The organism is Streptomyces sp. NPDC015345, from assembly GCF_043078805.1.
Taxonomy (GTDB): domain Bacteria; phylum Actinomycetota; class Actinomycetes; order Streptomycetales; family Streptomycetaceae; genus Streptomyces.
In genome coordinates, this window is the sequence record NZ_JBIBTX010000004.1 from 414,104 (window position 1) to 436,606 (window position 22,503).

22 protein-coding genes and 2 pseudogenes are annotated in these 22,503 nt (G+C 70.8%); 8 read left to right on the plus strand and 16 right to left on the minus strand.

The features are described from left to right. The first annotated feature begins 283 nt into the window (after positions 1-283). The gene (gene ureG, locus ACF062_RS19065) at positions 284-967 is read left to right on the plus strand and encodes an urease accessory protein UreG (protein ID WP_392139532.1); all 684 of its coding nucleotides are present in this window, start codon (positions 284-286) and stop codon (positions 965-967) included. Beyond that, positions 949-1,785, plus strand: a complete 837-nt coding sequence (locus ACF062_RS19070; protein WP_392139534.1) for an urease accessory protein UreD — start codon at positions 949-951, stop codon at positions 1,783-1,785. Before ureG ends, ACF062_RS19070 begins: the two co-directional genes overlap by 19 nt. Positions 1,786-1,787: 2 nt before the next feature. Here the strand turns inward: ACF062_RS19070 and ACF062_RS19075 are convergent, their stop codons facing one another. After that, a complete protein-coding gene (locus ACF062_RS19075; protein ID WP_392139536.1) occupies positions 1,788-2,585 on the minus strand; it encodes an SAM-dependent methyltransferase in 798 nt (265 codons plus the stop codon). Between the two features lie 181 nt (positions 2,586-2,766). Here ACF062_RS19075 and ACF062_RS19080 point away from each other — a divergent pair, with 181 nt between their 5' ends. Then, positions 2,767-3,645 carry an endonuclease/exonuclease/phosphatase family protein gene (locus ACF062_RS19080; RefSeq protein ID WP_392139538.1) on the plus strand — a complete coding sequence of 293 codons (879 nt, stop codon included), beginning with the start codon at positions 2,767-2,769 and terminating at the stop codon, positions 3,643-3,645. A gap of 79 nt (positions 3,646-3,724) precedes the next feature. Further along, positions 3,725-4,576: a restriction endonuclease gene (locus tag ACF062_RS19085; protein WP_392139540.1), complete on the plus strand. Its 852-nt coding sequence runs from the start codon at positions 3,725-3,727 to the stop codon at positions 4,574-4,576. Positions 4,577-4,634: 58 nt separating this feature from the next. Here the strand turns inward: ACF062_RS19085 and ACF062_RS19090 are convergent. Next, positions 4,635-4,727 (minus strand): annotated as a pseudogene (locus tag ACF062_RS19090) (hypothetical protein); the annotation flags it as partial. 160 nt (positions 4,728-4,887) lie between these two features. On the opposite strand from ACF062_RS19090, the gene ACF062_RS19095 reads away from it, so the two are divergent. Continuing rightward, complete coding sequence (locus ACF062_RS19095) at positions 4,888-6,489, plus strand: alpha/beta hydrolase (RefSeq protein ID WP_392139542.1); 1,602 nt, start codon at positions 4,888-4,890, stop codon at positions 6,487-6,489. Positions 6,490-6,507: 18 nt separating this feature from the next. Here the strand turns inward: ACF062_RS19095 and ACF062_RS19100 are convergent, their stop codons facing one another. From ACF062_RS19100 to ACF062_RS19110, 3 genes are all read right to left on the minus strand, one after another. Further along, entirely contained in the window at positions 6,508-6,996 is a 489-nt protein-coding gene (locus ACF062_RS19100) for a YbaK/EbsC family protein (RefSeq protein WP_392139543.1), read from the minus strand. Further along, on the minus strand, positions 6,997-8,040 hold the full coding sequence (locus ACF062_RS19105) for an NAD-dependent epimerase/dehydratase family protein (protein WP_392139545.1): 1,044 nt from the start codon (positions 8,038-8,040) through the stop codon (positions 6,997-6,999). Positions 8,041-8,139: 99 nt separating this feature from the next. Further along, on the minus strand, positions 8,140-8,874 hold the full coding sequence (locus ACF062_RS19110; RefSeq protein ID WP_392139547.1) for a lysophospholipid acyltransferase family protein: 735 nt from the start codon (positions 8,872-8,874) through the stop codon (positions 8,140-8,142). A 222-nt stretch (positions 8,875-9,096) separates the two neighbouring features. On the opposite strand from ACF062_RS19110, the gene ACF062_RS19115 reads away from it, so the two are divergent. Continuing rightward, a complete protein-coding gene (locus ACF062_RS19115) occupies positions 9,097-9,486 on the plus strand; it encodes an SSI family serine proteinase inhibitor (protein WP_392139549.1) in 390 nt (129 codons plus the stop codon). A 45-nt stretch (positions 9,487-9,531) separates the two neighbouring features. On the opposite strand, the gene ACF062_RS19120 is transcribed toward ACF062_RS19115, so the two are convergent. From ACF062_RS19120 to ACF062_RS19140, 5 genes are all read right to left on the minus strand, one after another. Then, complete coding sequence (locus ACF062_RS19120) at positions 9,532-9,690, minus strand: hypothetical protein (protein WP_223772813.1); 159 nt, start codon at positions 9,688-9,690, stop codon at positions 9,532-9,534. A gap of 89 nt (positions 9,691-9,779) precedes the next feature. Then, complete coding sequence (locus ACF062_RS19125) at positions 9,780-10,730, minus strand: cytochrome c oxidase assembly protein (RefSeq protein WP_392139551.1); 951 nt, start codon at positions 10,728-10,730, stop codon at positions 9,780-9,782. A 112-nt stretch (positions 10,731-10,842) separates the two neighbouring features. Beyond that, positions 10,843-11,868: a 6-phosphofructokinase gene (locus tag ACF062_RS19130; protein WP_392139553.1), complete on the minus strand. Its 1,026-nt coding sequence runs from the start codon at positions 11,866-11,868 to the stop codon at positions 10,843-10,845. Positions 11,869-12,047: 179 nt separating this feature from the next. Further along, positions 12,048-12,776 carry a type 1 glutamine amidotransferase gene (locus ACF062_RS19135; RefSeq protein WP_223772810.1) on the minus strand — a complete coding sequence of 243 codons (729 nt, stop codon included), beginning with the start codon at positions 12,774-12,776 and terminating at the stop codon, positions 12,048-12,050. Between the two features lie 42 nt (positions 12,777-12,818). Continuing rightward, positions 12,819-14,057 carry a MurT ligase domain-containing protein gene (locus ACF062_RS19140; RefSeq protein WP_392139555.1) on the minus strand — a complete coding sequence of 413 codons (1,239 nt, stop codon included), beginning with the start codon at positions 14,055-14,057 and terminating at the stop codon, positions 12,819-12,821. Between the two features lie 138 nt (positions 14,058-14,195). Between ACF062_RS19140 and def the strand changes: the two genes are divergently transcribed. After that, complete coding sequence (def, locus tag ACF062_RS19145; RefSeq protein WP_392139557.1) at positions 14,196-14,735, plus strand: peptide deformylase; 540 nt, start codon at positions 14,196-14,198, stop codon at positions 14,733-14,735. 17 nt (positions 14,736-14,752) lie between these two features. Here the strand turns inward: def and ACF062_RS19150 are convergent, their stop codons facing one another. Beyond that, positions 14,753-15,403 carry a TetR family transcriptional regulator gene (locus ACF062_RS19150; protein WP_392139559.1) on the minus strand — a complete coding sequence of 217 codons (651 nt, stop codon included), beginning with the start codon at positions 15,401-15,403 and terminating at the stop codon, positions 14,753-14,755. A 166-nt stretch (positions 15,404-15,569) separates the two neighbouring features. Here ACF062_RS19150 and ACF062_RS19155 point away from each other — a divergent pair, with 166 nt between their 5' ends. Further along, positions 15,570-16,796: an acyl-CoA dehydrogenase family protein gene (locus tag ACF062_RS19155; protein ID WP_392139561.1), complete on the plus strand. Its 1,227-nt coding sequence runs from the start codon at positions 15,570-15,572 to the stop codon at positions 16,794-16,796. Positions 16,797-17,031: 235 nt separating this feature from the next. On the opposite strand, the gene ACF062_RS19160 is transcribed toward ACF062_RS19155, so the two are convergent. From ACF062_RS19160 to ACF062_RS19180, 5 genes and pseudogenes are all read right to left on the minus strand, one after another. Next, positions 17,032-17,820, minus strand: coding sequence for a GNAT family N-acetyltransferase (locus ACF062_RS19160; RefSeq protein WP_392139563.1), 789 nt, complete (start codon positions 17,818-17,820; stop codon positions 17,032-17,034). Positions 17,821-17,882: 62 nt separating this feature from the next. Then, positions 17,883-18,923 (minus strand): PhlD, encoded by a 1,041-nt coding sequence (locus ACF062_RS19165; protein ID WP_392139565.1) that lies wholly within the window; start codon positions 18,921-18,923, stop codon positions 17,883-17,885. Positions 18,924-19,037: 114 nt separating this feature from the next. Then, positions 19,038-19,853 (minus strand): helix-turn-helix domain-containing protein, encoded by an 816-nt coding sequence (locus ACF062_RS19170; protein ID WP_392139567.1) that lies wholly within the window; start codon positions 19,851-19,853, stop codon positions 19,038-19,040. A 434-nt stretch (positions 19,854-20,287) separates the two neighbouring features. Then, complete coding sequence (locus tag ACF062_RS19175) at positions 20,288-21,175, minus strand: Gfo/Idh/MocA family protein (RefSeq protein ID WP_392139569.1); 888 nt, start codon at positions 21,173-21,175, stop codon at positions 20,288-20,290. Positions 21,176-21,332: 157 nt separating this feature from the next. Continuing rightward, positions 21,333-22,300: pseudogene (locus ACF062_RS19180) on the minus strand (DMT family transporter). Positions 22,301-22,503 lie beyond the last annotated feature (203 nt).

Sequence of the window (22,503 nt, forward strand, 5' to 3'; positions counted from 1 at the left end):
TCCAGACTCAGGGCCCGGACCCCGGACCCCGGACCCCAGGCCCCGGACCCCAGGCCCCAGGCCCTGAGGCGCTAGCGCCCGGACCCGGCCCCGGACACAGACCCCAGACCCAGCCCCCCCCCCAAACCCCAAACCGGGCCCCGCCCCAGACCCCAGCCCAACCAAGCCCCCCGGCGCAAGCCCCAGACCCCAGGCCCTCCAGGCCCTCAGCCCCCCAACGGCCTGACAGGCCTCGTCCGCGCCGCCGGACGGGCCGAGTGGGCCCCGACCATTGGAGCCGCACATGCACCTCGACCACTCCCACGCCGGCACCGCCGCCGTCTCCGCCGACGCGCACCGCCCCGACGGGCGCCGGCGCGCGCTGCGTATCGGGCTCGGTGGGCCCGTCGGGTCCGGTAAGACCGCGACCGTCGCCGCCCTCTGCCACGCGCTGCGCGACCAGCTGTCCCTGGCCGTCGTCACCAACGACATCTACACCCGCGAGGACGCGGAGTTCCTGCTCCGCGAGGCCGTACTGCCGCCCGAGCGGATCACCGCCGTGGAGACCGGGGCCTGCCCGCACACCGCGATCCGGGACGACATATCCGCCAACCTGGAAGCCGTGGAGGACCTGGAGGACGAGGTCGGGCCGCTCGACCTGATCCTCGTCGAGTCCGGCGGTGACAACCTCACCGCCACCTTCTCCAAGGGACTCGTCGACGCGCAGATCTTCGTCATCGACGTCGCGGGCGGTGACGACATCCCGCGCAAGGGCGGTCCCGGCGTCACCACGGCCGACCTCCTCGTCATCAACAAGACCGACCTCGCCCCGCACGTCGGCTCCGACCTGGCCAGGATGGCCGCGGACGCCAAGGCGCAGCGCGCCGAACTCCCGGTGATTTTCCAGTCGTTGCGTTCCGCGGAGGGCGTCGGTCCGGTCGCCGCCTGGGTGCGTGAGCAGTACGCCGCATGGACCGCGTCGGCGTGACGGTCGACCTCGCCCCGCAGGGCGACACGCAAGCCCTGCGGGGCGGCAAGGAGTGGCAGGGCGGCGCCGGCCTGCGGGCCACCGCCCGCGTCGAGGCCCGCGCGGACGGCCGTGGCGGCACCGTCCTGCCCGTGCTCGACGGCGAGGGCCCGCTCGCCCTGCGCCGCACCCGCTCGACCGGCCCCGCCGCACGCGTCACGCTGGTCGGTGCGATGAGCGGCCCCCTCGGCGGCGACCACCTCACCGTCGAGGCCACCGCGCACGACGGGGCCGCGCTGCACATCGCCTCGGCCGCGGCGACCCTCGCGCTACCGGGCCAGACCAAGGAACCGGCGCGCTACGACGTGTGCCTCACCGTGGCCGAGGGTGCCGAACTGCGCTGGCTTCCGGAGCAGTTGATCTCCGTACGCGACAGCGACCTAAGGGTCACGACGCGCGCGGATCTCGCCGCGGGGGCCCGCCTGGTGCTGCGCGAGGAGCAGGTCCTCGGCCGCACCGGCGAGGATTCCGGTCGCCTGACCAGCCGCCTCACCGTGCGCCGGGCGGGCACCCTGCTGCTCGACCAGGAACTGTCGTGCGGCCCCGGAGCCCCCGGCGGCTGGGACGGCCCCGCGGTCCTCGCGGGGCACCGCGCCGTCGGGCAACTGCTCGTCGTGCAACCGGAGTTCGAGCACGGCACCCCGCAGGCCGCGCCGCTGGGGGAGTGGGCGGCGCTCACGCCGCTGGCCGGACCCGGCGTCCTGGTCACCGCCGTCGCCCCGGACGCCCTGCGGGTACGCCGCACGCTGGACGAGGCCCTGCGCGATCTGTTCGGGTGACGTCACGGCACCCGTGCCACACCGACCCATCCGGCCCGCATGGTCAGCGAACCGGGCATGGCCGCGTCCGGCTTCCACTTCGGCCAGGGGACGAAGCCGGGCTCGACGAGCTCAAGGCCGTCGAACAGGGAGACCGTCTGCTCCGGGCCGCGCAGAACGTAGGGAATGGCGCCGGAGTTGTTGTACTCCTCCTGCACGCTGCGGTGCAGTTCGTCGTCGGCGTCGGCGTGGGTCAACGAGACGTAGCTGCCCGAGGGAAGACCGGACACCAGACCACGCACCAGGGTCAGAACGTCTTCCCAGGGGTCGATATGGCCCAGCACGTCATTGATGACGAGACCGACGGGCCGGGACATGTCCAGCGTTCTGGCCGCGCCGCGAAGGATCGTGTCGGTGTCGCGCATGTCCGCCAGCACATAGTCCGTCGCGCCTTCAGGGGTGCTGTGCAGGAGCGTGTCGACATGCATGAGGACGATCGGGTCGTGGTCCACGTAGACCACCCGGCTGTCCGGCGCTATGCGCTGAGCGATCTCGTGGGTGTTGTTGGCCGTGGGCAGCCCGGCACCCACGTCCAGGAATTGGTTGACGCCTTCCCGCGCCATCCAGGTCACCGAGCGACGCAGCACGTCGCGTGACTCCCGGGCCATCGGGACGATCAGCGGAAACTTCTCCTTGTAGGCATCACCGGCCTTCTGGTCGGATTCGTAATGGTCCTTGCCGCCCAGCCAGTAGTTCCAGACACGTGCGCTGTGCGGAAGGGACGTGTCTATGTCGTGGAGGTCCGCTGGTTCACTGCCCACTGAAAAAGTGCCTCTCTCCATTGCCGGCAAGCGCGAACTCGGTGAAGCTCGGCGCCTTCACATTGTGCCGATCACTGGCAACGGCGTATCGGATTCGGGGGAATCGGACGTCACCGAGGGGGCGCTGCCGTGCCTGACACCCGTCCCGTTAGCCTCATGCGAGGAGACACCATGTGATGCGATGTGTCTCCACTCCGAGGAGGCGATGGTGAGCGGAACAGGCGTGCGGTTGCTCGCGGGTGCCATGATCGTGGTCTGCATGACGCTCGTCGGCCCCAGTGCGCCCAAGGGCACTCTCTTCGCCAGGCCGCTGCCCGCCGGCGCCCCCGAAGATGTCGTACCGAACCGGGTCATGACATGGAACATCTGCAATCCCTGCAACGAGAGCGGACAGAACATCGGCCGGGCGGCGGACATCGCCACGTACGCGCCCCAGGTCATCGGCCTGCAAGAAGCATGTGTGCGGGACGTCGAGAGGATCCGGGACCATCTGGAGTACCAGTACGGACTCGTCTACCAGGTCGAGTACGGGTCAGTGCTCCGCAGTTGGAGCCGCTGCGGAGGGCTGCCGTGGCGTCCGGGGGGCTTCGGGCAGGCCATCCTCTCGGCGGCACCGATGACGGACCACGTGAGCGTGGAGTACCCCGACGGCGGATCCGAGGACCGCGGGTACATGGCGGTCACCACCACCGTGGACGGCCGGCCCACCCGGGTCTTCAACACCCACCTCGCCCAACGACGCCAGGAAGCGGTCCGCGCGGAACAGACCGACGTGCTCGCCGCGGCCGTCGCGCGACACGACCGCGCGATCGTTCTCGGCGACTTCAACGCCGTGCCGGACGCCCCGGAACTCGCCGAGATGTGGGCGGTGGCCGCGGACGCCGACCCTGAGTGCCGTTCCCGGGCCACCGGCACCTGCGAGGTGACGACCGACTGGTACAGCAAGTTCGACTACATCTTCCTGCGGGACATCGCCCCGGCCGGACACGGTGTGCATCTCACGCGGTACTCGGACCACAACATGTTCCACGCCGACGTGGATCTGACCGATCCGACCTGAGCGCGCGGTTTTTTGCGGACCTGGATCCAGGGCACGCGTAGACAAGTGATCTTCGTAGTCCTCCTCCGGAAGGGGCCGAATGACCGTGCCCTCGCGCTCGGTGCCACACGTGGCTGGCGAACGGCGTTTCGACCTGCGCGCGAACGCCGTGTTCTTCGTTCTGCTCGCGATCATCCTCTGCGTCGTGGTGTTCCTGGTCCGCACCGCGGCGAGCATCGTCGAGAGCCGCCCGCTGTGGGCAGGTGCGCTCGTCATCGTGGCGCTCTCGACCGTGCCGCTGTGCCGGTCCAGGTGGCGCCGCTTCTCCGCCGCCAGGTGTGCGCGCCGCGCCGCCGAGGTGCTTGAGGAAGCCGCGGAGCAGGCCGCCGACAGCCTCGGTGCCGCTAAGGAGGCGGGCACGGCGCGCGGCGCGCCGGCCGATGCGGCGTACATGCCGCCGGGCGGCGAGGAGGCGACCGCCGTCCTCGACCCGCCGTTCGCCCAGGACGACACCTGCGCGTACGACTACGCCGAGCTCGCCCCGGACGGATTCGAAGAGGCCGTCGCGGAACTGTGCGCCCGTGACGCGTGCCGGGGCGTGGAAGTCGTCGGCGGCGCTTGCGACTTGGGAGCGGACGTCATAGCCGTGACGCCCGACGGTCGGCGGGTCGTCATCCAGTGCAAGCGTTACGGCGACGGGAACAAGGTCGGCTCGCAGGACCTGCAGCGCTTCGGAGGGACGTGTTTCACGGTCCACGAGGCCGACGTGGCCGCACTCGTCACGACGAGCGACTTCACCGCTCCCGCCCTGGAGTACGCGCAGCAATGCGGCATAGTCTGCGTCGACGGCGCGGCCCTGGAGGCCTGGCGTGATGGCACGGGGCCGAGCCCTTGGGAGGGGGCGGGCAGGGAGAGCGCCGGTTCGGTCGGTCCAGGGACTGATGGGTCATGACGTGATCGGCGATCTGGTGGAGCGGCTGGTCGTGGCGGATGGCGTGGGCGCGCATGCGGGCCAGGGCGTCGTCCGGGGGGAGCCGGTGCTTTTCGGCGAGGATGCCGGAGGCCAGACGGACGAGCGTCACGCCGAGGCCGTCGGCGTCCATGTCGGCCTGCGCCTGCCCGATGAGCAACGGAACCCGTGCCCGCCACACCGTTTATCGGATTGGTAAAGAAGACCTGCCGTGTCTGTTGCCAGGGACCCCGCAGGCGCAAGGATCCCCGTACTGATCGAAACTGCTCGAATTCGACGTGCGGGAGGCCCACTTGAGACGGACCCGAGGGACCAGGCGGACGGCGGTGCTCGGATCCGCGGGCGCCCTTGTCGCCGCCACGCTGATAGCGGGTGCGATGGCCGCGCCCACGGCGAGCGCCGACGCGAACGCCCGGTCCGGCAAGGACCGTGAGGCGCGCGGCGTCGCGCTCGCCGCCCAGCGGGCCGCCAAGGCCGGTATCGAGTGGCGGGACTGCCCGGCCGACTGGGGTCTGGAGAAGCCCATCCAGTGCGGCTGGGTCACCGTCCCCCTCGACTACGCCAAGCCGGACGGCAAGAAGATAAAGATCGCCGTCGACCGCATAGGCAACACCGGTACCAAGGAAGAGCGTCAGGGCGCCCTCCTCTACAACCCGGGCGGCCCCGGCGCCTCCGGCCTCCGCTTCCCGCGCCGCGTCGTCACCAAGAACAAACTGTGGGAGAAGACCGCGAAAGCGTACGACTTCGTGGGCTTCGAGCCGCGCGGCGTCGGCCACTCGGCGCCCGTGTCCTGCGTGGACCCCCAGGAGTTCGTGAAAGCACCCAAGCTGGACCCGGTACCCGACAGCGAGGCCGACAAGCGCGTCCAGCGCAAGCTCGCCGCCGAGTACGCGGACGGCTGCCAGGAGCGCAGCGGCGCGCTGCTGCCGCACATGACGACGCCGAACACCGCCCGCGACCTCGACGTCATCCGTGCCGCCCTCGGCGAGAAGAAGCTCAACTTCCTCGGCGTCTCCTACGGCACCTACCTGGGCGCCGTCTACAGCACCCTTTTCCCGACACACGTACGCCGCATGGTCTTCGACTCCGTGGTCAACCCGCGCACGGACAAGATCTGGTACGAGGTCAACCTCGACCAGGACGTCGCCTTCGAGAAGCGCCTGATCGACTGGATGACGTGGGTCGCGAAGAACGACGCCGCCTTCCACCTCGGCGACACCTACGGCGAGGTCCGCGCCCAGTGGGAGAAGCTGCGCGCCACCGCGAAGAAGCAGCCGCTGGACGGGACCGTCGGCCCGGCCGAGCTGCACGCCTACTTCCAGAACGCGCCCTACTACGACTCCTACTGGGTCGAGGTCGCCACGAACTGGAGCAAGTACGCCGCCGGTGACCCCAAGTCCCTCATCGAGGCGGCGAGCCCCGACATGGCGGACAAGGCCGGCAACGCCGCCCAGGAGAACGGCAACGCCGTCTACACGGCCGTCGAGTGCGCGGACGCCAAGTGGCCGCGCAGCTGGTCGAAGTGGGACCGGGACAACACCCGCATCCACCGGGCGAGCCCCTTCTTCACCTGGGGCAACGCCTGGATGAATCTGCCGTGCGCGACCTGGTCGAGCAAGCAGCAGCGTCCGCTGGAGATCGAGAGCCGCAAGGGCCTGCCGCCCACGCTGCTCGTCCAGGCCACCCGGGACGCGGCCACGCCGTACCCCGGCGCCCTCGAACTGCACGAGCGGCTCAAGGGATCGCGCCTGGTCACGGAGAAGGACGCCGGTTCGCACGGCATCACCAACATCCCGAACCCGTGCCTCAACGACCGCGTCGACGCCTACCTGTTGACCGGCAAGCTCGACGCCTCCGACGTGACGTGCGGCCCGCACGCCACACCGAAGCCGTAACAGCCCCCTGCGGCGCCCCTATTGGGAGATCGTCTCGATCCGAGGCGAGGCGATCTCCCGGTAGTCCGCCGTCCGCAGCGCCAGCGAGCGGTCCAGCCGCGCCGCGTTGAAGAAGATCTCCTCATGCTTCAACAGGGCGGGATCCACGACGAGTTCGAGCTCCGGGTCGAACGAGAACGGCAGGATCGTCCCGCTCACGCTCCCCGAGAGCCGCTCTGCCACCTCCTGCGTCGCGAAGCCGGCGTACGTACCGCCGAGCAACGCCTTCAGCGCGTTGAGGTCGACGCGCCGGTCGCCCGGCACCACGGCCAGCGCGTACCGCTTCGTCTTCTTGCCGGTCTTCACCATCACCACGATGCACTTGGCGGCCTGCTCCAGGGTGTTGCCGCGCAGCGCGCTCACCGCCTCCGTGGCGCCCTCCGGCTCGTGTTCGATGACCCGGTAGGCCGCCCCCCGCTCATCCAGCAGTCCCACCAGCTTCGTGTACTGGGCGTGCTGCTCGCTCACTCAGTCCTCCTGTCGCGCCAACCAGGCGTCTTCCGCTGCGTAGTCGAAGAGATCGACATTGGGATCATAGGTCGCGGCCATCTTCGGGAACGCCTCCCGCCAGTCCCTGTCGCCGAGCTGGTCGACGAGCCAATGGACCGTCTCCGCAAGGGAGTCGGCGTACGTCCTCACCGGGCGGTATCCCAACTCCCGCTCCGCGGCCGACATGTCGTACACCACCGGGTGCCGTGCGGACCACGGGGTGAGGCCGACGCCGCGCTCCGGAGGGTCACCCTCCACCAGCACCGTCCGCGTCTCCACGCCCATCACCGCGTCCACGGCGGCGCCGATCTCCGCGACGGTCGGCGCGGCGGGGTCTCCCGCGTTGAGCGCCCGGGACCCCGGCCGGGCCGCCGCGAGACGCACCAGCTCCGCGAGGGTGTGCGCGCTCACCGGGTGGAAGCGGCTGCGCCCGCCGTGGGCGAGCACCCGGACCCGCCTGCCGTCCACATTCCGCTTCACGAAGTACAGCTCGCGGGGTGTGCGGCAACCCGGCCCGTGGATCGCCCCGGCCCGCAGCAACGTCACCGGCAACCGCTCGCCGAGCGCCAGGAGCTCCTGCTCCAGGGCGACCTTGCGCGCGCCGTACGTGGTGTCGCCGGGCGCGACCGTCGGCTGGGTCTCGGGGAGCGGCACGAGGTACTCGGGGAAACCGTCCGGCTCGTCCTGGGTGTCGAAGCTGCGGCCCCGCGCGTCCTCGTACACCGCTCCGCTGGAGAGCACCACGGCCGACCCGATCCGGTCGGCGAGCGCCGCGTACTGACGCGCGTGCCCCCGGTGGAAGGCGACCATGTCGACCACCAGCTCCACGCCGTCGCCGAGCACCTCCGCCAGCGCCGCGTCGTCGTCCCGGTCGAGCCGCGCCTCGCGTACGTCACCGGGCCACTGCTCGTCGCGCCCGCCGGTCCGCGAGACCGCCGTCACCGCCCAGCCGTCCTCGGCGAGAGCCCGTACGGCCACGCGCCCAGTCTGTCCCGTCGCGCCGATCACCACTGCGTTCCTCATGCAGGGAACGTACGTGGCGGCCCCGGCGCGATCGAGAACGTCTGCTCTCAGCAGAGTGTCGCGGGGCCGCGCCGCCGGCCCGGCGGCGGATCGGTCGCCTCAGCGCAGCGGCATCCGGGGGAACCTGCGGGACTCCTTCGCCCTCGCCGCGGCACGCTCGGCCTCCTCGGCCTTCACGACCGCCGCGTACTTGTCGACGTACTCCTGCCCGGAGAGCCCCAGGATCGCGTACATGATCTCGTCGGTCACGGCCCGCAGGACCGCCTTCTCGCCGTCCATGCCGTAGTAGCGGGAGAAGTCGAGGGGCTCGCCGAAGCGGATCGTCACGCGTCGGAGGTTCGGCACCTTCTGGCCCGGCGGCTGCGCCTCGAAGGTGCCGATCATCGCGCAGGGGATCACCGGCACCTCCGCCTTGAGGGCCATCGCCGCGACGCCGACCTTGCCCTTGTACAGCCGCCCGTCGTGCGAGCGCGTGCCCTCCGGGTAGATGCCGAGCAGCTCGCCCTTGCGCAGGACGCACAGGCCCTCGCGGATCGCGGCCTGCCCCGCCTCCTTGCCGGAGCGGTCGACGGGGATCTGCCCGGCGCTGCGGAAGAAGGCGGCCGTGAGGCGGCCCTTGAGGCCCGGGCCCGTGAAGTACTCGGCCTTCGCGAGGAAGGTGATGCGGCGCTTGATGATCGCGGGCATCAGGAAGTGGTCCGAGAACGACAGATGGTTGCCCGCGACGATCGCCGCGCCCGACTCCGGCACATGCTCCAGACCCTCGATCCTGGGCCGGAACATCAGCCGCAGCAGCGGGCCGAGGATCACGTACTTGAGCAGTAGATAGAACATGGCGGCCGCCTTCCCCTGATCCCGGTGCCGACGCACAGTAGCCAATCGGCGACGCGGACGCGAGAGCCCGTTCGGGCTCTTCCGGGCCGCCGCACGGGCGATCCACCGGCGAGGCGGCTCGACGCCCGGCGCGGACGGGAGGTCCGCTGGCCTCGCCCGGACGTCCCCGGCGCCACGGGCCGACGCCACAGCACGTCACCGTCACTCACCCGGAGGTTTCGCATGCGTCCGTTCACCGTCGCAGCCGCCGCGCTGATCGCCCTCGGCGCGGCCGTCCCCGCCCAAGCCGCCGACGGGGCCCCCACACGGGAGCGCGGGTTCTTCCTCACCGTCTCGGGCGCCGAGAACTCCTGGGTGCGCGGCGTGATGCTGCGCTGCGAGCCCGAGCCGAGGGGCCCCCACCCGCAAGCGAGGAAGGCGTGCGAGGCGATCCACCGGGCCAAGGCGGACTTCGGCGCCCTCGCTGACGACCCGCACGTGTGCACCAAGCAGTTCGATCCGGTCACGGCGACCGCGGTCGGGACCTATCGGGACCGGTTGATCGCGTGGCGGAAGACGTATGCGAACGCCTGTGAGATGCATGTCGACACCGGTCACGTATTCCGGTTCTGACACGGGCCGACCCGCCGTGCACCCGGCTGTCGCGCGGCATCGCGCTCACGTGGCGCGCGACAGCACCATCCCGAGCGTGATCAGCCCGAGCACGACCCAGCCGAACCACAGCCAGCCGTTGCTTCCGAGCGCCACCGAGTAGGCCGTCACCATGACCAGGCCTCCGACGGTGAACCCACCCATGGTCTTCGTGGAACCGGGCATCGCTCTCAGCCTCCTCCCGGCAGCCCGCGGCGCGTGCGCGCCGAGACCGCGGTCCGAAGACCATCGTGACCCGCGAGTGCCCTCTCGCGCTACCGTCCGCGTGCGGCCAGTGAGGCCAGATAGGCGTTGTACGCCTCCAGCTCCTGGTCCCCGTCGCGGTCCGCGGCGCGGTCCTTGCGCCGGGACTCACGGTCCTCCGAGCGCCGCCACTGGAAGAGCAGGGCCACAAGCACGACCACGGAGGGGATCTCGCTGAACGCCCAGGCGATGCCGCCCGCGGCCTCCTGGTCGGCCAGCGCGTCGATGCCGAGCGAGGCCGGCGGATGCATGTACGTGCCGATCATCGGCTCGGTCGCCATCATCAGCGCGATGCCGAAGAACGCGTGGAACGGCATGCCCGCGAACAGCTCCAGCATCCGCATCACATAGCCGGGCCGGTGCGGGCCGGGGTCGACGCCCATGATCGGCCAGAAGAAGATCAGGCCGACGGCGAGGAAGTGCACCATCATCCCGATGTGGCCGGCCTTGGAGCCCATCAGCGTGTCGAAGATCGGCGTGAAGTAGAGCGCGTACAGGCTCGCGATGAACAGCGGGATCGTGAACGCCGGATGCGTGATGATCCGCATGTACCGGCTGTGCAGCACCCACAGCAGCCACTCGCGCGGCCCCTTGTGGCCGCGTGCCGCGACCGGCAGCCCGCGCAGCGACAGCGTGATCGGCGCACCCAGCAGCAGCAGGATCGGCGAGAGCATGCTGATCACCATGTGCTGCACCATGTGCACGCTGAACATGACCATGCCGTAGTCGTTGAGCTTGGTGCACATCACCAGGAGCACGGTCAGGATGCCGAGCACGAACGAGATCGTGCGGCCCACCGGCCACTTGTCGCCGCGCCGCACGAGCCGCACCACGCCCCACCCGTACAGGGCGAGGGCCAGCAGGCAGCCGATGAGGAAGAAGGGGTCGGCCGAGAGTTCCAGGCCTCGCCCCAGCGTGAACGGCGGCAGATCCATGTTCATGCCGTGCCCGCTGTGATCCATCCAGTGGCTCCTGATTCGTGCGGATTGTGCGACGTGCGTCGGCACCAGAGTAGAACCGCCCCCGGCCGCTGCTGCGACCGGGGGCGGGTAGTGCAACGAGCAACGACTACAGCTACAGCACGCACTCCGCCTCGGCGTACCGCTCGTCGGGCACGGTCTTCAGCGTCTCGACGGCCTCGGCGAGCGGCACCATCGTGATGTCCGTACCGCGCAGCGCGGTCATGTGGCCGAACTCGCCGCGGTGCACGGCCTCCACGGCGTGCCAGCCGAAGCGGGTCGCGAGGACGCGGTCGTACGCCGTGGGGGTGCCGCCGCGCTGTACGTGCCCGAGGATGACGGGGCGCGCCTCCTTGCCGAGGCGCTGCTCCAGTTCGAGGGAGAGCTGGCGGGCGATGCCGGCGAACCGCTCGTGGCCGTAGACGTCCTTGCCGCCCTCGTCGAACTCCATGGAGCCCGCGCGGGGCTTGGCGCCCTCGGCGGCCACGACGATCGCGAACTTCTTGCCCGCCGAGAAGCGCTCGCCGACCTTCGCGGCCAGCTCCTCGATGTCGAAGGGGCGCTCGGGCACGACGATGGCGTGCGCGCCCGCGGCCATACCGGAGTGCAGGGCGATCCAGCCCGTGTGACGGCCCATGACCTCGACGATCAGGACACGCTGATGTGACTCGGCGGTGGTCTTGAGCCGGTCGAGGGCCTCGGTCGCGACGCCCACGGCGGTGTCGAAGCCGAAGGTGACGTCGGTGACCGCGATGTCGTTGTCGATGGTCTTCGGCACGCCGACGATCGGCAGGCCCGCGTCGGAGAGCAGGCGGGCCGCCTTCAGCGTGCCCTCACCGCCGATCGGGATGATCGCGTCGAGGCCCAGGTCGGCGACGTGGCCCCGGGCGCGCTCCACACCGTCCCGCAGATGGGCGGGCTGCACGCGCGAGGAGCCGAGAATCGTGCCGCCGCGGGCGAGGATGCCGCCCACCGCGTCGAGGTCGAGCTTGCGGTAGTCGCACTCCAGGAGGCCTTTCCAGCCGTCGTGGAAGCCGATGACCTCGTCGCCGTGGTCCACCACCGCGCGGTGCACGACGGAGCGGATGACGGCGTTCAGGCCGGGGCAGTCGCCGCCGGAGGTCAGGACACCAATGCGCATAGCCCGGGAAACCTTTGCAACGTGGGCCGAATGGCCGGACCACGTCGTCCGGCTGGATCCCCGCCACCCTATAGGCGCCGGGGGGCCGTACCGCATCAGGCGTCCGAGGGCTGGACGCCCCCGCTCACATGTGCGGGCGGGGCGTCAAGCGGGCTGCCGCGGCGAGTGCCGGGCAGCGGTTACGCGGGCTGCTGGGCGGCGTTGATGCGCTCGGAGCGCAGCGCCTCGTACCAGCGGTCGTCCGTGGGCGGCAGCGCGTTCACATCGAGGGCCAGCTTCAGCAGCAGGTCCGCGATGAGCGGGTTGCGGGCGAGGACGGGGCCGTGCATGTACGTGCCGAAGACCGTGCCGTTGTACGCGCCCTCGGTGCCGTCGCCCGTGCCGTTGCCCCGGCCGAGGGTGACGCGGGCCAGCGGCCGCGCGTTCGGGCCGACGTGCGTGACGCCCTGGTGGTTCTCGAAGCCCGTCAGCGGGGGCAGGCCCAGCTGCGGGTCCATGTCGGCGAGGACGTCACCGACGCAGCGCTCGCCCTCGCCGCGCGTGGAGACCACGTCGAGCAGACCGAGGCCCGGCTCGCGCTGACCGAGGTCGTTGATGAACTCGTTGCCGATGATCTGGTAGCCGGCGCAGACCGAGAAGACGATCGCGCCGTTGCCCACGGCGCGCTGGAGGCCGCCGTCGCGGCGCAGCCGCTCGGCCGCGAGGCGCTGCGGGCGGTCCTCACCGCCACCGATCAGGTAGATGTCGCCGGAGGTGGGCACCGGCTGGTCGCTGCGCACGTCGTAGCGCTCGACCTGGAGGCCGCGCTGGCGGGCGCGGCGCTCCACGACCAGGGCGTTGCCCTGGTCGCCGTACGTGCTGAGCAGGTCGGGGTAGACCCACACCAGCCGCAGGCTGTTGTCGCTCATGCTCATGTGTCCCTACGAATGGTCTAGAAGGGCCGGTGGGGGTCAGTTGCCGACGCGGCGGCGCAGGTCCTGGAACGCGGTGTAGTTCGCGATCGTCTCGATGCGTCCCGGCGGGGCCAGCTGCACCGCCTCGTCGACGGTCTCGCAGACCCGGAAGTCCAGGCCCGCGACCTCGAGACGCACGGCGAGGTCCAGCTTGCGGTCGCCGAGCACGAAGATCGGGTGACCGGCGAGACGGGTGTAGTCGACGTCCCACAGCCAGGAGGTGTCCGTGCCGTCCGCGCCGCGGGCGTTGACGGAGAGGATCACCGGGGTCGGCGGCGGGTCGATCAGCGAGAACGTCTCGAGCCAGCCCGCGGGGTTCTTCGCGAGCAGCAGCCGCAGGTCACGCCCCTGGAACTGCACGACGTCATAGCGCCCGGCGACGGCCTGCACCTGGTACATCCGCTCCAGGGCGACCTGCGGGGGCACACCGAAGACGGCGGCGACGGCGGCCGAGGATGTGGCGTTGGCCTTGTTCGCGCGGCCGGGCAGCTGGAGGTGGATCGGCCAGGCCGAACCGTGCGGGTCCAGGACGTGGTCGCCGGAGAGCACCCAGCTGGGCGCCGGGCGGCGGAAACCGCACTCGCCGCAGAACCAGTCGTCCCCGGGGCGCTGCATGACGCCACCGCAGGACGGGCACGACCAGGCGTCGTCCTTCCACTCCTGGCCCGCGGCCACCCACACCACGTTCGGCGAGGAGGAGGCGGCCCAGACGACCAGCGGGTCGTCGGCGTTGGCGACGACGACGGCCTTGGAGCCGGCCAGGCCCTCGCGCCACTTCTCGGCGAGCATGCGGGTCTCGGCGGCGCGGTCCAGCTGGTCGCGCGAGAGGTTCAGCAGCGCGATGGCCTTCGGGTCCACGTCACGGGCGACGCCCGCGAGGTACTTCTCGTCGACCTCGATCACGCCGTACCTGGCGTCGGAGCCACCGGCGAGCGCCGAGGTGATCCCGGCGGGCATGTTGGCGCCGAGGGCGTTGGAGACCACGGGGCCGCTGGCGCGCAGGGCCTCCGCGATCAGGCGCGTGGTGGTCGTCTTGCCGTTGGTGGCCGACACGAGGACCACGTCCAGGTGTGTGGCGAGGCGGCCCAGCAGCTCGGGGTCGAGCCTGAGGGCGACCTTGCCGCCGATCACCGATCCGCTGCCGCGGCCCGCCGCGCGCGACACCGCCGCGGCCGCCTTGCCCGCCGTCACGGCCAGCTTGGCCCGCGGCGACAGCGGGTCCGTGTTGCCTGACATCTGTCGAGATCCTCCTTGCGTACGGCGCCGCGCCTGCCCGGCATCGTTTCGTTGCTCAGCCTATCGAGATCCGCTGACAAGCCCGAACCGCGGCACCACGTCGATGCCGCTCCTGCCATGGACCGTACTCTTGCCGCCATGCGACACGGCTCGATCCCGGGCGCCTCGGGGCGCGTACGACCTCTGACCCTGCTCGGTGACCCCGTGCTGCACACGGCCTGCGAGGAGGTCACCGACTTCGGACCCGAACTGGCGCGGCTCGTCGAGGACATGTTCGCGACGATGTACGCGGCGCAGGGCGTGGGCCTGGCCGCGAACCAGATCGGCGTCGCCCGGCGGGTGTTCGTCTACGACTGCCCGGACGACGACGATGTCCGCCACCTGGGACACGTGGTCAACCCGAGGCTGGTCGAGGCGGACGGCGTCACCGTGCGCGGGCCGGAGGGCTGTCTGTCGCTGCCCGGCCTCGAAGCGGGCACGCCGCGCTTCGACCACGCCGTGGTCGAGGGCTTCGACGTGCGCGGGGAGCCCGTGCGGGTGCACGGGACGGGCTGGTTCGCGCGCTGCCTCCAGCACGAGTGCGACCACGTGGAGGGCGGCGTCTACACCGACCGTGTCACCGGCTGGCGGCGCCGCAGGGTGCTGCGGGCCGCCGCCAGGGCCCCCTGGAACCACTGAGCTCCGCCGGGGGCGGCTCAGAACCCCGGCCCGCCGACGCGGTTGCCCGCGGCGGCCAGCCGCCCCCAGAGCAGATCCGCCAGGCTGCGCACCAACTGCTCGCGCGGACACGGCCGTTCGCCGAGCCACCAGTCGCCGGCCGCGTGCATCATGCCGACGATGCCGTGCCCCCAGACGCGGGCGAGTTCGGCGCTCTGCGGGCCGAGGTCGACGCGCTCCTCGATGACCTCCGCCAGTTCTTCGCCGAGGCGGCGCAGCAGGGGAGCGGAGTGCAGGCCGACGTCGAAGCCCTGCTCGCCCGGTGAGGGCGCTTCGGAGGGGTGCATCAGGAACCGGTAGACCTGCGGGCGTGCCTCGATCGCCGCGAGATAGGTGTCGAGCGTCGCCTCGACCCGCTCCCTGCGCTCGGCGGGCGCGTCCAGGGCGGCGCGCAGCGAGGCGAGCAGGGCGTCCGTGTGCCGCTTGGCGAGCGCGGCGTACAGTCCGCCCTTGTCGCCGAAGTGGCGGTAGAGGATGGGCTTGGTGATGCCCGCCTCGGCGGCGATGGCGTTCATGGAGGCGCCGGGGCCGTCGCGGAGCACCACCCGGTCCGCGGCCTCCAGCAGCTCCCGTCGGCGCTGTCCATGGTCCGCGGATCTCTGCTGATCGGCTGGTTGTGTGGTCCCCATAAGCGTTTCTCCCCGCCCGTGCGATTGCGTGACGCACGCGCAACGTAACACCCGGGGTGTGGCGCGCATCGAACGGGTTGCCGGGAGTTGACACGGACTACTGGCCGGTAACAGACTTCGGTTACCGCTGGTAACGCCGCAATTGATCGCAGGTCCTGGAGGGGTCATGGCCGAGTTCACCATGGAGCTCAACGACGAGCAGAAGGAGGTCCGGGACTGGCTCCACGGGTTCGCCGCGGAGGTGATCCGTCCCGCGGCCGCGGAGTGGGACGAGCGCGAGGAGACTCCCTGGCCCATCATCCAGGAAGCGGCCAAGCTCGGCATCTACTCCCTCGATTTCTACGCCCAGCAGTTCTTCGACCCCACGGGCCTCGGCATCCCGATGGCCACCGAGGAGATCTTCTGGGGCGACGCGGGCATCGGCCTGTCCATCATGGGCACGGGCCTGGCTGCCGTCGGCGTCCTCGCCAACGGCACCGAGGAGCAGATCGGCACCTGGATACCGCAGATGTACGGCGACGCCAACGACGTCAAGGTCGCCGCCTTCTGCTCCTCCGAGCCGGACGCGGGCTCCGACGTGGCCGCCATGCGGACCCGAGCCGTCTACGACGAGGCCAAGGACGAGTGGGTCCTCAACGGCACGAAGACCTGGGCGACCAACGGCGGCATAGCCAACGTCCACGTCGTCGTCGCGGTCGTCGACCCCGAGCTCGGCTCGAAGGGACACGCCTCCTTCATCATTCCGCCGCACACAACCGGCCTGTCCCAGGGCCAGAAGTTCAAGAAGCACGGCATCCGCGCCTCGCACACCGCAGAGGTGGTCCTCGAAGACGTACGCGTCCCCGGCCACTGCCTGCTCGGCGGCAAGGACAAGCTCGACGAGCGCCTCGCCCGCGCGCGGGAGCGCGCCAAGGCCGGTGGCGAGCGCGTGAAGAACGCCGCGATGGCCACCTTCGAGGCGTCCCGCCCGGCGGTCGGTGCCATGGCGGTGGGCACGGCCCGTGCCGCGTACGAGGAGGCACTGGAGTACGCCAAGACGCGTACGCAGTTCGGCCGCCCGATCATCGACAACCAGGGCGTCGCCTTCCAGCTGGCGGACATGCGGACCCAGATCGACGCCGCGCGTCTGCTGGTGTGGCGCGCCTCGTGGATGGCGAGCACCGGCAAGAAGTTCGAGTCGGCCGAGGGCTCCATGTCGAAGCTCTACGCGAGCGAGGTCGCCAAGAAGGTCACCGCCCAGGCCGTGCAGATCCTCGGCGGCAACGGCTTCACGCGCGAGTACCCGGTGGAGCGGATGCACCGGGACGCGGCGATCTACACGATCTTCGAGGGCACGAGCGAGATCCAGCGCCTGGTCATCGCGAGGACCCTGTCGGGGATGCCGATCCGCTAGGGCCTGTCTGACAATTCCCGCCTGCCTCGCGACGCCATGCACGCACTCTCGCCGCACCGGGCGCAGAGCCAAGTACATCCAGTACGAGGCCCTACGCCCGGCACGCCGAGAGCACGCACCTGACGCCGCGAGGCCGCCCTCCGGGCGACGACGCGAATTGTCAGACAGGCCCTAGGCCGCACCTCCGTCCTCGTATCCGCCCCCGTCGCTACGCGGCGGGGGCGGATCGACGCCGTCACGGCCGGTACACGTACGGCGTGGTCGTGCACAGCGTGGTGAAGCCGAGGCGGTCCAGGATCGGGCGGCTGTCGTCGGAGGCGTCGACCTGGAGGTAGCGGTAGCCGCGCTCGGCGGCGATGCGGGCGCGGTGGGCCACCGTGGCGCGGTAGATGCCCTTGCCGCGCCACTCGGGAGCGGTGCCGCCGCCCCACAGGCCCGCGAAGTCGGTGCCGGGGCGGAACTCCAACCGGGCGCCGCACACGGGGCGGTCGCCCGCCATGGCCACGACCGCGACGATCTCGTCCGGCGTCTCGGTCAGCTGGGCGAGGACCCGCTTGCCCAGCTGCTCGCTCAGCGCGACGTCGCCCTCGCCGAAGGCCGCGAGGTGCGCCTCGGCCATGAGCTCGACGCCCGCCGCGTCGGTCACCGGGAGCAGCCGGATGCCCTCGGGCAGCTCCGGCCCGGCGGGCAGGCCGTCGGACTCGGCGACCATCACCGTCTCCAGCGGATCGGCCACGAAGCCGGCCGCGAGGAGCCGCTCGGCCAGATCGGCGGGGTGGTCGTAGGAGTGCAGCTTCCACTCGAACTCGCGTCCCGCGTCCGTGAAGTGACGCACCTGCTCCGCGATCACGTCGTCCGCTGTCCTCGCGTCGACGTCCGCCCACAGGACGCCGTTCCAGTCGTGCTCCGAGCCGGTCTGGCGGACGACGCCGCCGATCCGCTCAAGCCGCGTGCCGGATCCCTCACTCCGTGCGTCGCGCCGAATCTGTTGGTCGTACGCGGCCAGAACCGCTGCGTGATCCATCCGGCCACTTCAACAGGGGCGGTGCGGGGCGGCAAGTGAATATCGGCGGGCCGGTTCGGGGGTCAGGACTGCCAGCGGCAGCGGAGGGCGGCGGTGGTGAAACCGGGGCCGTAGGCCACCGCCACGCCCCGCGCGTTGTCGGCGGGGGGTTCTCCATGGGTGCGTTCAAGGACGCGGAACACACTGACGCCGCCGAGGTTGCCCTCGTCGGCGAGCGTGGCGGTGGAGTGGCGCACGGCGTGGGCGCGGAGACCGAGTGCCTCGGCCGTGTCGCCGATGATGCGAGGGCTGCCGGGGTGGACGACCGCGAAGTCGGCGCGGTAGGGACCGAGCCAGTCCAAGATGGTGGGCAGCACGTCGTCGGCCGCGCTGAGCGCCTTCTTCGTGGAGTCGAAGTGGAATCCGTCCGGGGCGATGCGTCCGCGGTACCGGTCGAGGCTGTCCGGCAGCACGTACTCGAGGGAGTCCTCGACCGCGATTCCGGGTCCCAGCGGATCGCTCGTGACGATCGCCGCGGCGGCGGAGTCCCCGAACAGCGCCTTGTAGATCATTGACTCGATGCTCGTGTCGCTGTGGTTGTAGACACTGGAGATGACCTCCGCGGCCACCACCAGGACCTTGCTGCCCGGCCGCGCTGCGACGAGGTCGGCGGCGCGGATGAGCGCCTGGACGCCTCCCGCGCAGGCCAAGGTGGTGAGCGCGATGTGCCGCGCGGTGGGCCGCAGCCCGAGCCGGTCCATGAGCCTGACATCGAGGTTGGGCACCGCCCAGCCGGTGCAGTGAGCCGTGACGATCGCATCGATGTCCTCGCCGACCAGACCCGAGGCGTGCAGGGCCTCGGACGCGGCCCGCTCGGCCATGTCGAGCGCGTCCTCGAAGGCGACGGCGGCACGGTCCTCGATGCCCGCGGCCCCGGCCACGGTCGGCGCGTCGACGGGGCGGCTGAAATGACGCGTGTTGACACCGCAGTTGCGTACGACACGGAGGATCGCGCCGAGGCGGGGATGGTCCGAGTGGTGGGCGCGGATGTCGTCGGCTATGTCACCGGTGGTGACCTTGTGGTCACCGAAGACGGTCAGAGGTCTTGATACGTAAGCAGGCACGGTGGCGCTCCCGCGGGCTCGGTCGGGTGTGGGGGGTGCGGCACAACGTACTTCACCGCGGTGAGCCCGTCGCCTGCTGTGTGCGAAGGGGTGAAGACCGGAAGAGCCCGGTCCTCAGAAGGCCCGCAACATGGGCGCCCGCGTATGCGCTCGCTTCTGGCCGGGATGGAAGACGAGGATGATGAGCCGCGCGCCGGGGGCCGTCATGGGCTGCGCGGCGCACATGGTGACCCAGCCCGGCCCCAACTCGGCGTGCAGCAACGGGCGTTCGTCTCCGTCGGGGTGGGGAAAGGACGCACCGCCCAGATAGAGCGGCCCGGCCTCGGGGTCGGCGAGGATCTCCTTCTCGATCTGCCGCAGGACCTCGTCCTCGGGTCGGGTCGCGAGGGCGGCACGCAACTGCGGCAGAACCAGGGGCGCCCAAGCGGTGTGCCAGTCCGTCAGCACCTCGCGGCCCTCGAGCAGCATCCAGCGCATCGTGTTGGCCGGGACGCTCCGACCCGGGAACAGGGCCGCGAAAGGCTCGTTGTAGGCGAGCAGGTCCCAGGAGGCGTCGGAGACATAGGCGATGTGCCGGATGCTCTCCACGGCCTCCTGCCACACACCGGGGATCTCCTTCCCCGATGACAGGTGGAGCGGCCCGGGGGGATCCTGCAGGAGCGCGTATCGGCAGAGTGACACCCACTCCTGCTCATTGAGCCCGAAGAGGCGCGCGACGTCACGGAGCAATGCCGCCGGCGGATTGGGGTAATTGCCGGATTCGAGACGGTGGTACGTCCCGAAGGTGCGGTGCAGCAACTGATCGACCTGGTGCTGTGACAGGCCGGGAGCCCGCCGTCCCTGACCGCTCGGCCGCGAGAAGCCATGCGATTCGGGGGCAATGAGGGCGCGTCGTTCGCGGAGCAGAGCGCGGAGCGCCGTCTTGTTCATGGTGGGTAATCCCTCTTGGTACACGCCGAGTTGGAGCGTGATCAGTCTAAATATTCACATCTTCTTTGGTAGTAAACATTGCCCGAAGAAAACGATCAGCCGCTGCGGCATCATGGTGTGCGCGACCTCGCCGACCTGCGGATTTGATCGTCGGCGGGTGCGCGGGCACAACTGTGGGGCATCTTGTCCGGGGAGCTTGAGAATGGCTGAAATTCCCCGGCATTGGGTACCCCCTAGGCCCATCGGGCCGACGTGGGAAGCGCGTGGGACGGTTGTTCGTATTCCGATCCGTGTGGTCGGAAACAGGGCAACGCCGGACCGCGTGGACCTTCCTCCAGGTCCGGTTTCATGGGTCCACCGGCTGCGGTCGGTGCCGTCACTCGCCATTACGTAGCGGCCACGGTACCGACCGCCCGTGGTTGTCCCCGGCCACGTCACGCGGCCCTTATCCGTTCCTCGGCCCGCGCCAGGATCTCCGTGACCCGCAGCCCGAACCGGACGTCGCAAGGGTGCGCCGTGCCGGTGCGCACGGCCGTGGCCAGTTCGCCGATCGCGGTGTCGAAGGCCTCGTCGGCGCCCTCCCACGGCGGCAGTACGGCGATGCCGTTCTCGCCGCGCAGCTCCACGGCCAGGCCCGAGCCCTTGGCCGGCGCCGTCAGGCTCAACGCCGCCGTGCTGGAGGCGCCGCTCGTGTGCCGCAGGATCAGGTGGGCCGTGTCGCCGGGCCCCGGAGCGGCCGTCACGTCGCTCACGTCGCCGAGGATCGGCAGCAGCATCGACAGGGCGTGCGGTCCCACGTCCCACAGGCCCCCGCGGCTCGCGCGCCACGGGGAGGAGAACGGGGCGGTTCCGTCCGGGGTGTAGAACGAGCCGTACCAGTCGGCGCGGCCGGTGAACCAGCCGCCGACGGTGGCCTGTTCGGTCACCCAGGCCGAGCTGAGGGTGGCGAAGCGCAGCGTGAAGAAGACCACGGACGCCACTTCGGCGCGCTCGGCCGCCCGGACCAGGTCGCGTGCGGCGTCCGGCGTCGTGGCCACCGGCTTGTCGAGGAGCAGGTGGCAGCCCGCCGCCGCGGCGCGCGCGGCCAGCGGCGCCTGCACGTCGGGCGGGACCGCGAAGGCCACGGCGTCACTGGCCGCGAAGAGTTCGTCGGCGTCCGCGTACGCCGTCGTCCCGTGGGCGGAGGCGAGTGTGGCCGCGGCCTCCGGACGGCGGCCCCACACACCGCTGAGATCGATGTCCGGGTGCCGGGCGAGGGCAGGGGCATGCGTGGCGGTGGCCCAGGGGCCCGTGCCCACGAGGCCGATGCGGAGACGGTTCATGGGCGGCAGTATGACCGAAGCGGTCCGAAAGGGGCTTCTCGCGGCAGAAACCCCCCTCATCAATGGCCTGTTGCCGACGGCCCGCATTTACGGACCGGACGGCGGCAAGGTGGCTCGGCACATGTCAATTTCCTGCGGGTGAATACCCATTCACCCGCTATGGAGAATTTCCATGCACTTCATCGGTGAGTGCCCGACGGCCTCGGCCGTCAACTCGGCCGTCGCAAGTGCCCCGCCCCGCCGGCACGCCGGCCGTCCGAGGGCGCTCGCCGCGCCGTACGACGACCACCGCGGCGAGCCCCACCGCCAGGCCGAGCACCGTCTGCGCGCCGAAGGGTTCACCGAACATCAGGGCGCCCCACAGGGCCGTCACCGGAGCCATGAGGACATCAGCGTATTGACCTGGGTGACCCCGGAGCGCCGCAGGATCAGCCAGTACAGGCCGTACCCGCCGAACGTGGAGAGCGTCACGAGCCAGCCGATCGCGACCCAGAAGGACATCTCGGTCGGCGGCGTCGCGGCTCGCGCCGCGACGGCGAGCGCCGTGAAGACGACGGCACTTGTGAGGCAGTGGACGGTCATCGACACCGCCGGGCCGACCGGGCGCGTCGTGCGCCGGTCCAGGAACGTCGCCGCCACCAGCGACAGCATGCCGAGGAACGGTACGAGGTAGGCCCACCACGCGGTGTCGCCGCCGCCCGCGAAGTCGGCCGCCGTGACGATGACGACGCCGCCGACGCCGAGCCCGAGGCCGATCCACTGCGTGCGGGAGACGAACTGTCCCAGCAGCGGACCGGCGAGCGCTCCCGCCACCAGGGGCTGGGTTCCGTCGATCAGCGCGGTGGTGCCGCTGGAGACGCCGAGCTGGATGGCGTAGTACACGGTGAGGAGATAGCCGCTCTGCGACAGCGCGCCCACGAGCACCTGCCGCCCGACGTCCCGTGCCGTCAGGCCGCGCCAGGACGCGCGGGTCAGAGTCAGCGCGACGAGCCCGAGGACCAGGGCCAGCGGCAGGAACCGCCACATGAGCACCGTCACCGCGGAGGCGCTGCCCGCACCGAGCTTGGCCCCGATGAACCCGGAGCTCCAGGTCAGCACGAAGGCGATGGAGAGCAGGACGTTCATGGTTCTCCTTCCCCGCGACGGCCGCCCCGGGTCCTGGGGGAGAGAGCCGGCGCGAGAGAGTAGACCGATCTGTTTACTTCCGAGGTCGAGTATACAGACCGGTCTACTATGGCTTTATGACTGAGAAGGCGTACGAGAACCAGAAGGCGCAGGAGAGCCAGAAGGCGTACGGGAGTGAGAAAGCGCCCGGGAGTGAGAAGGCG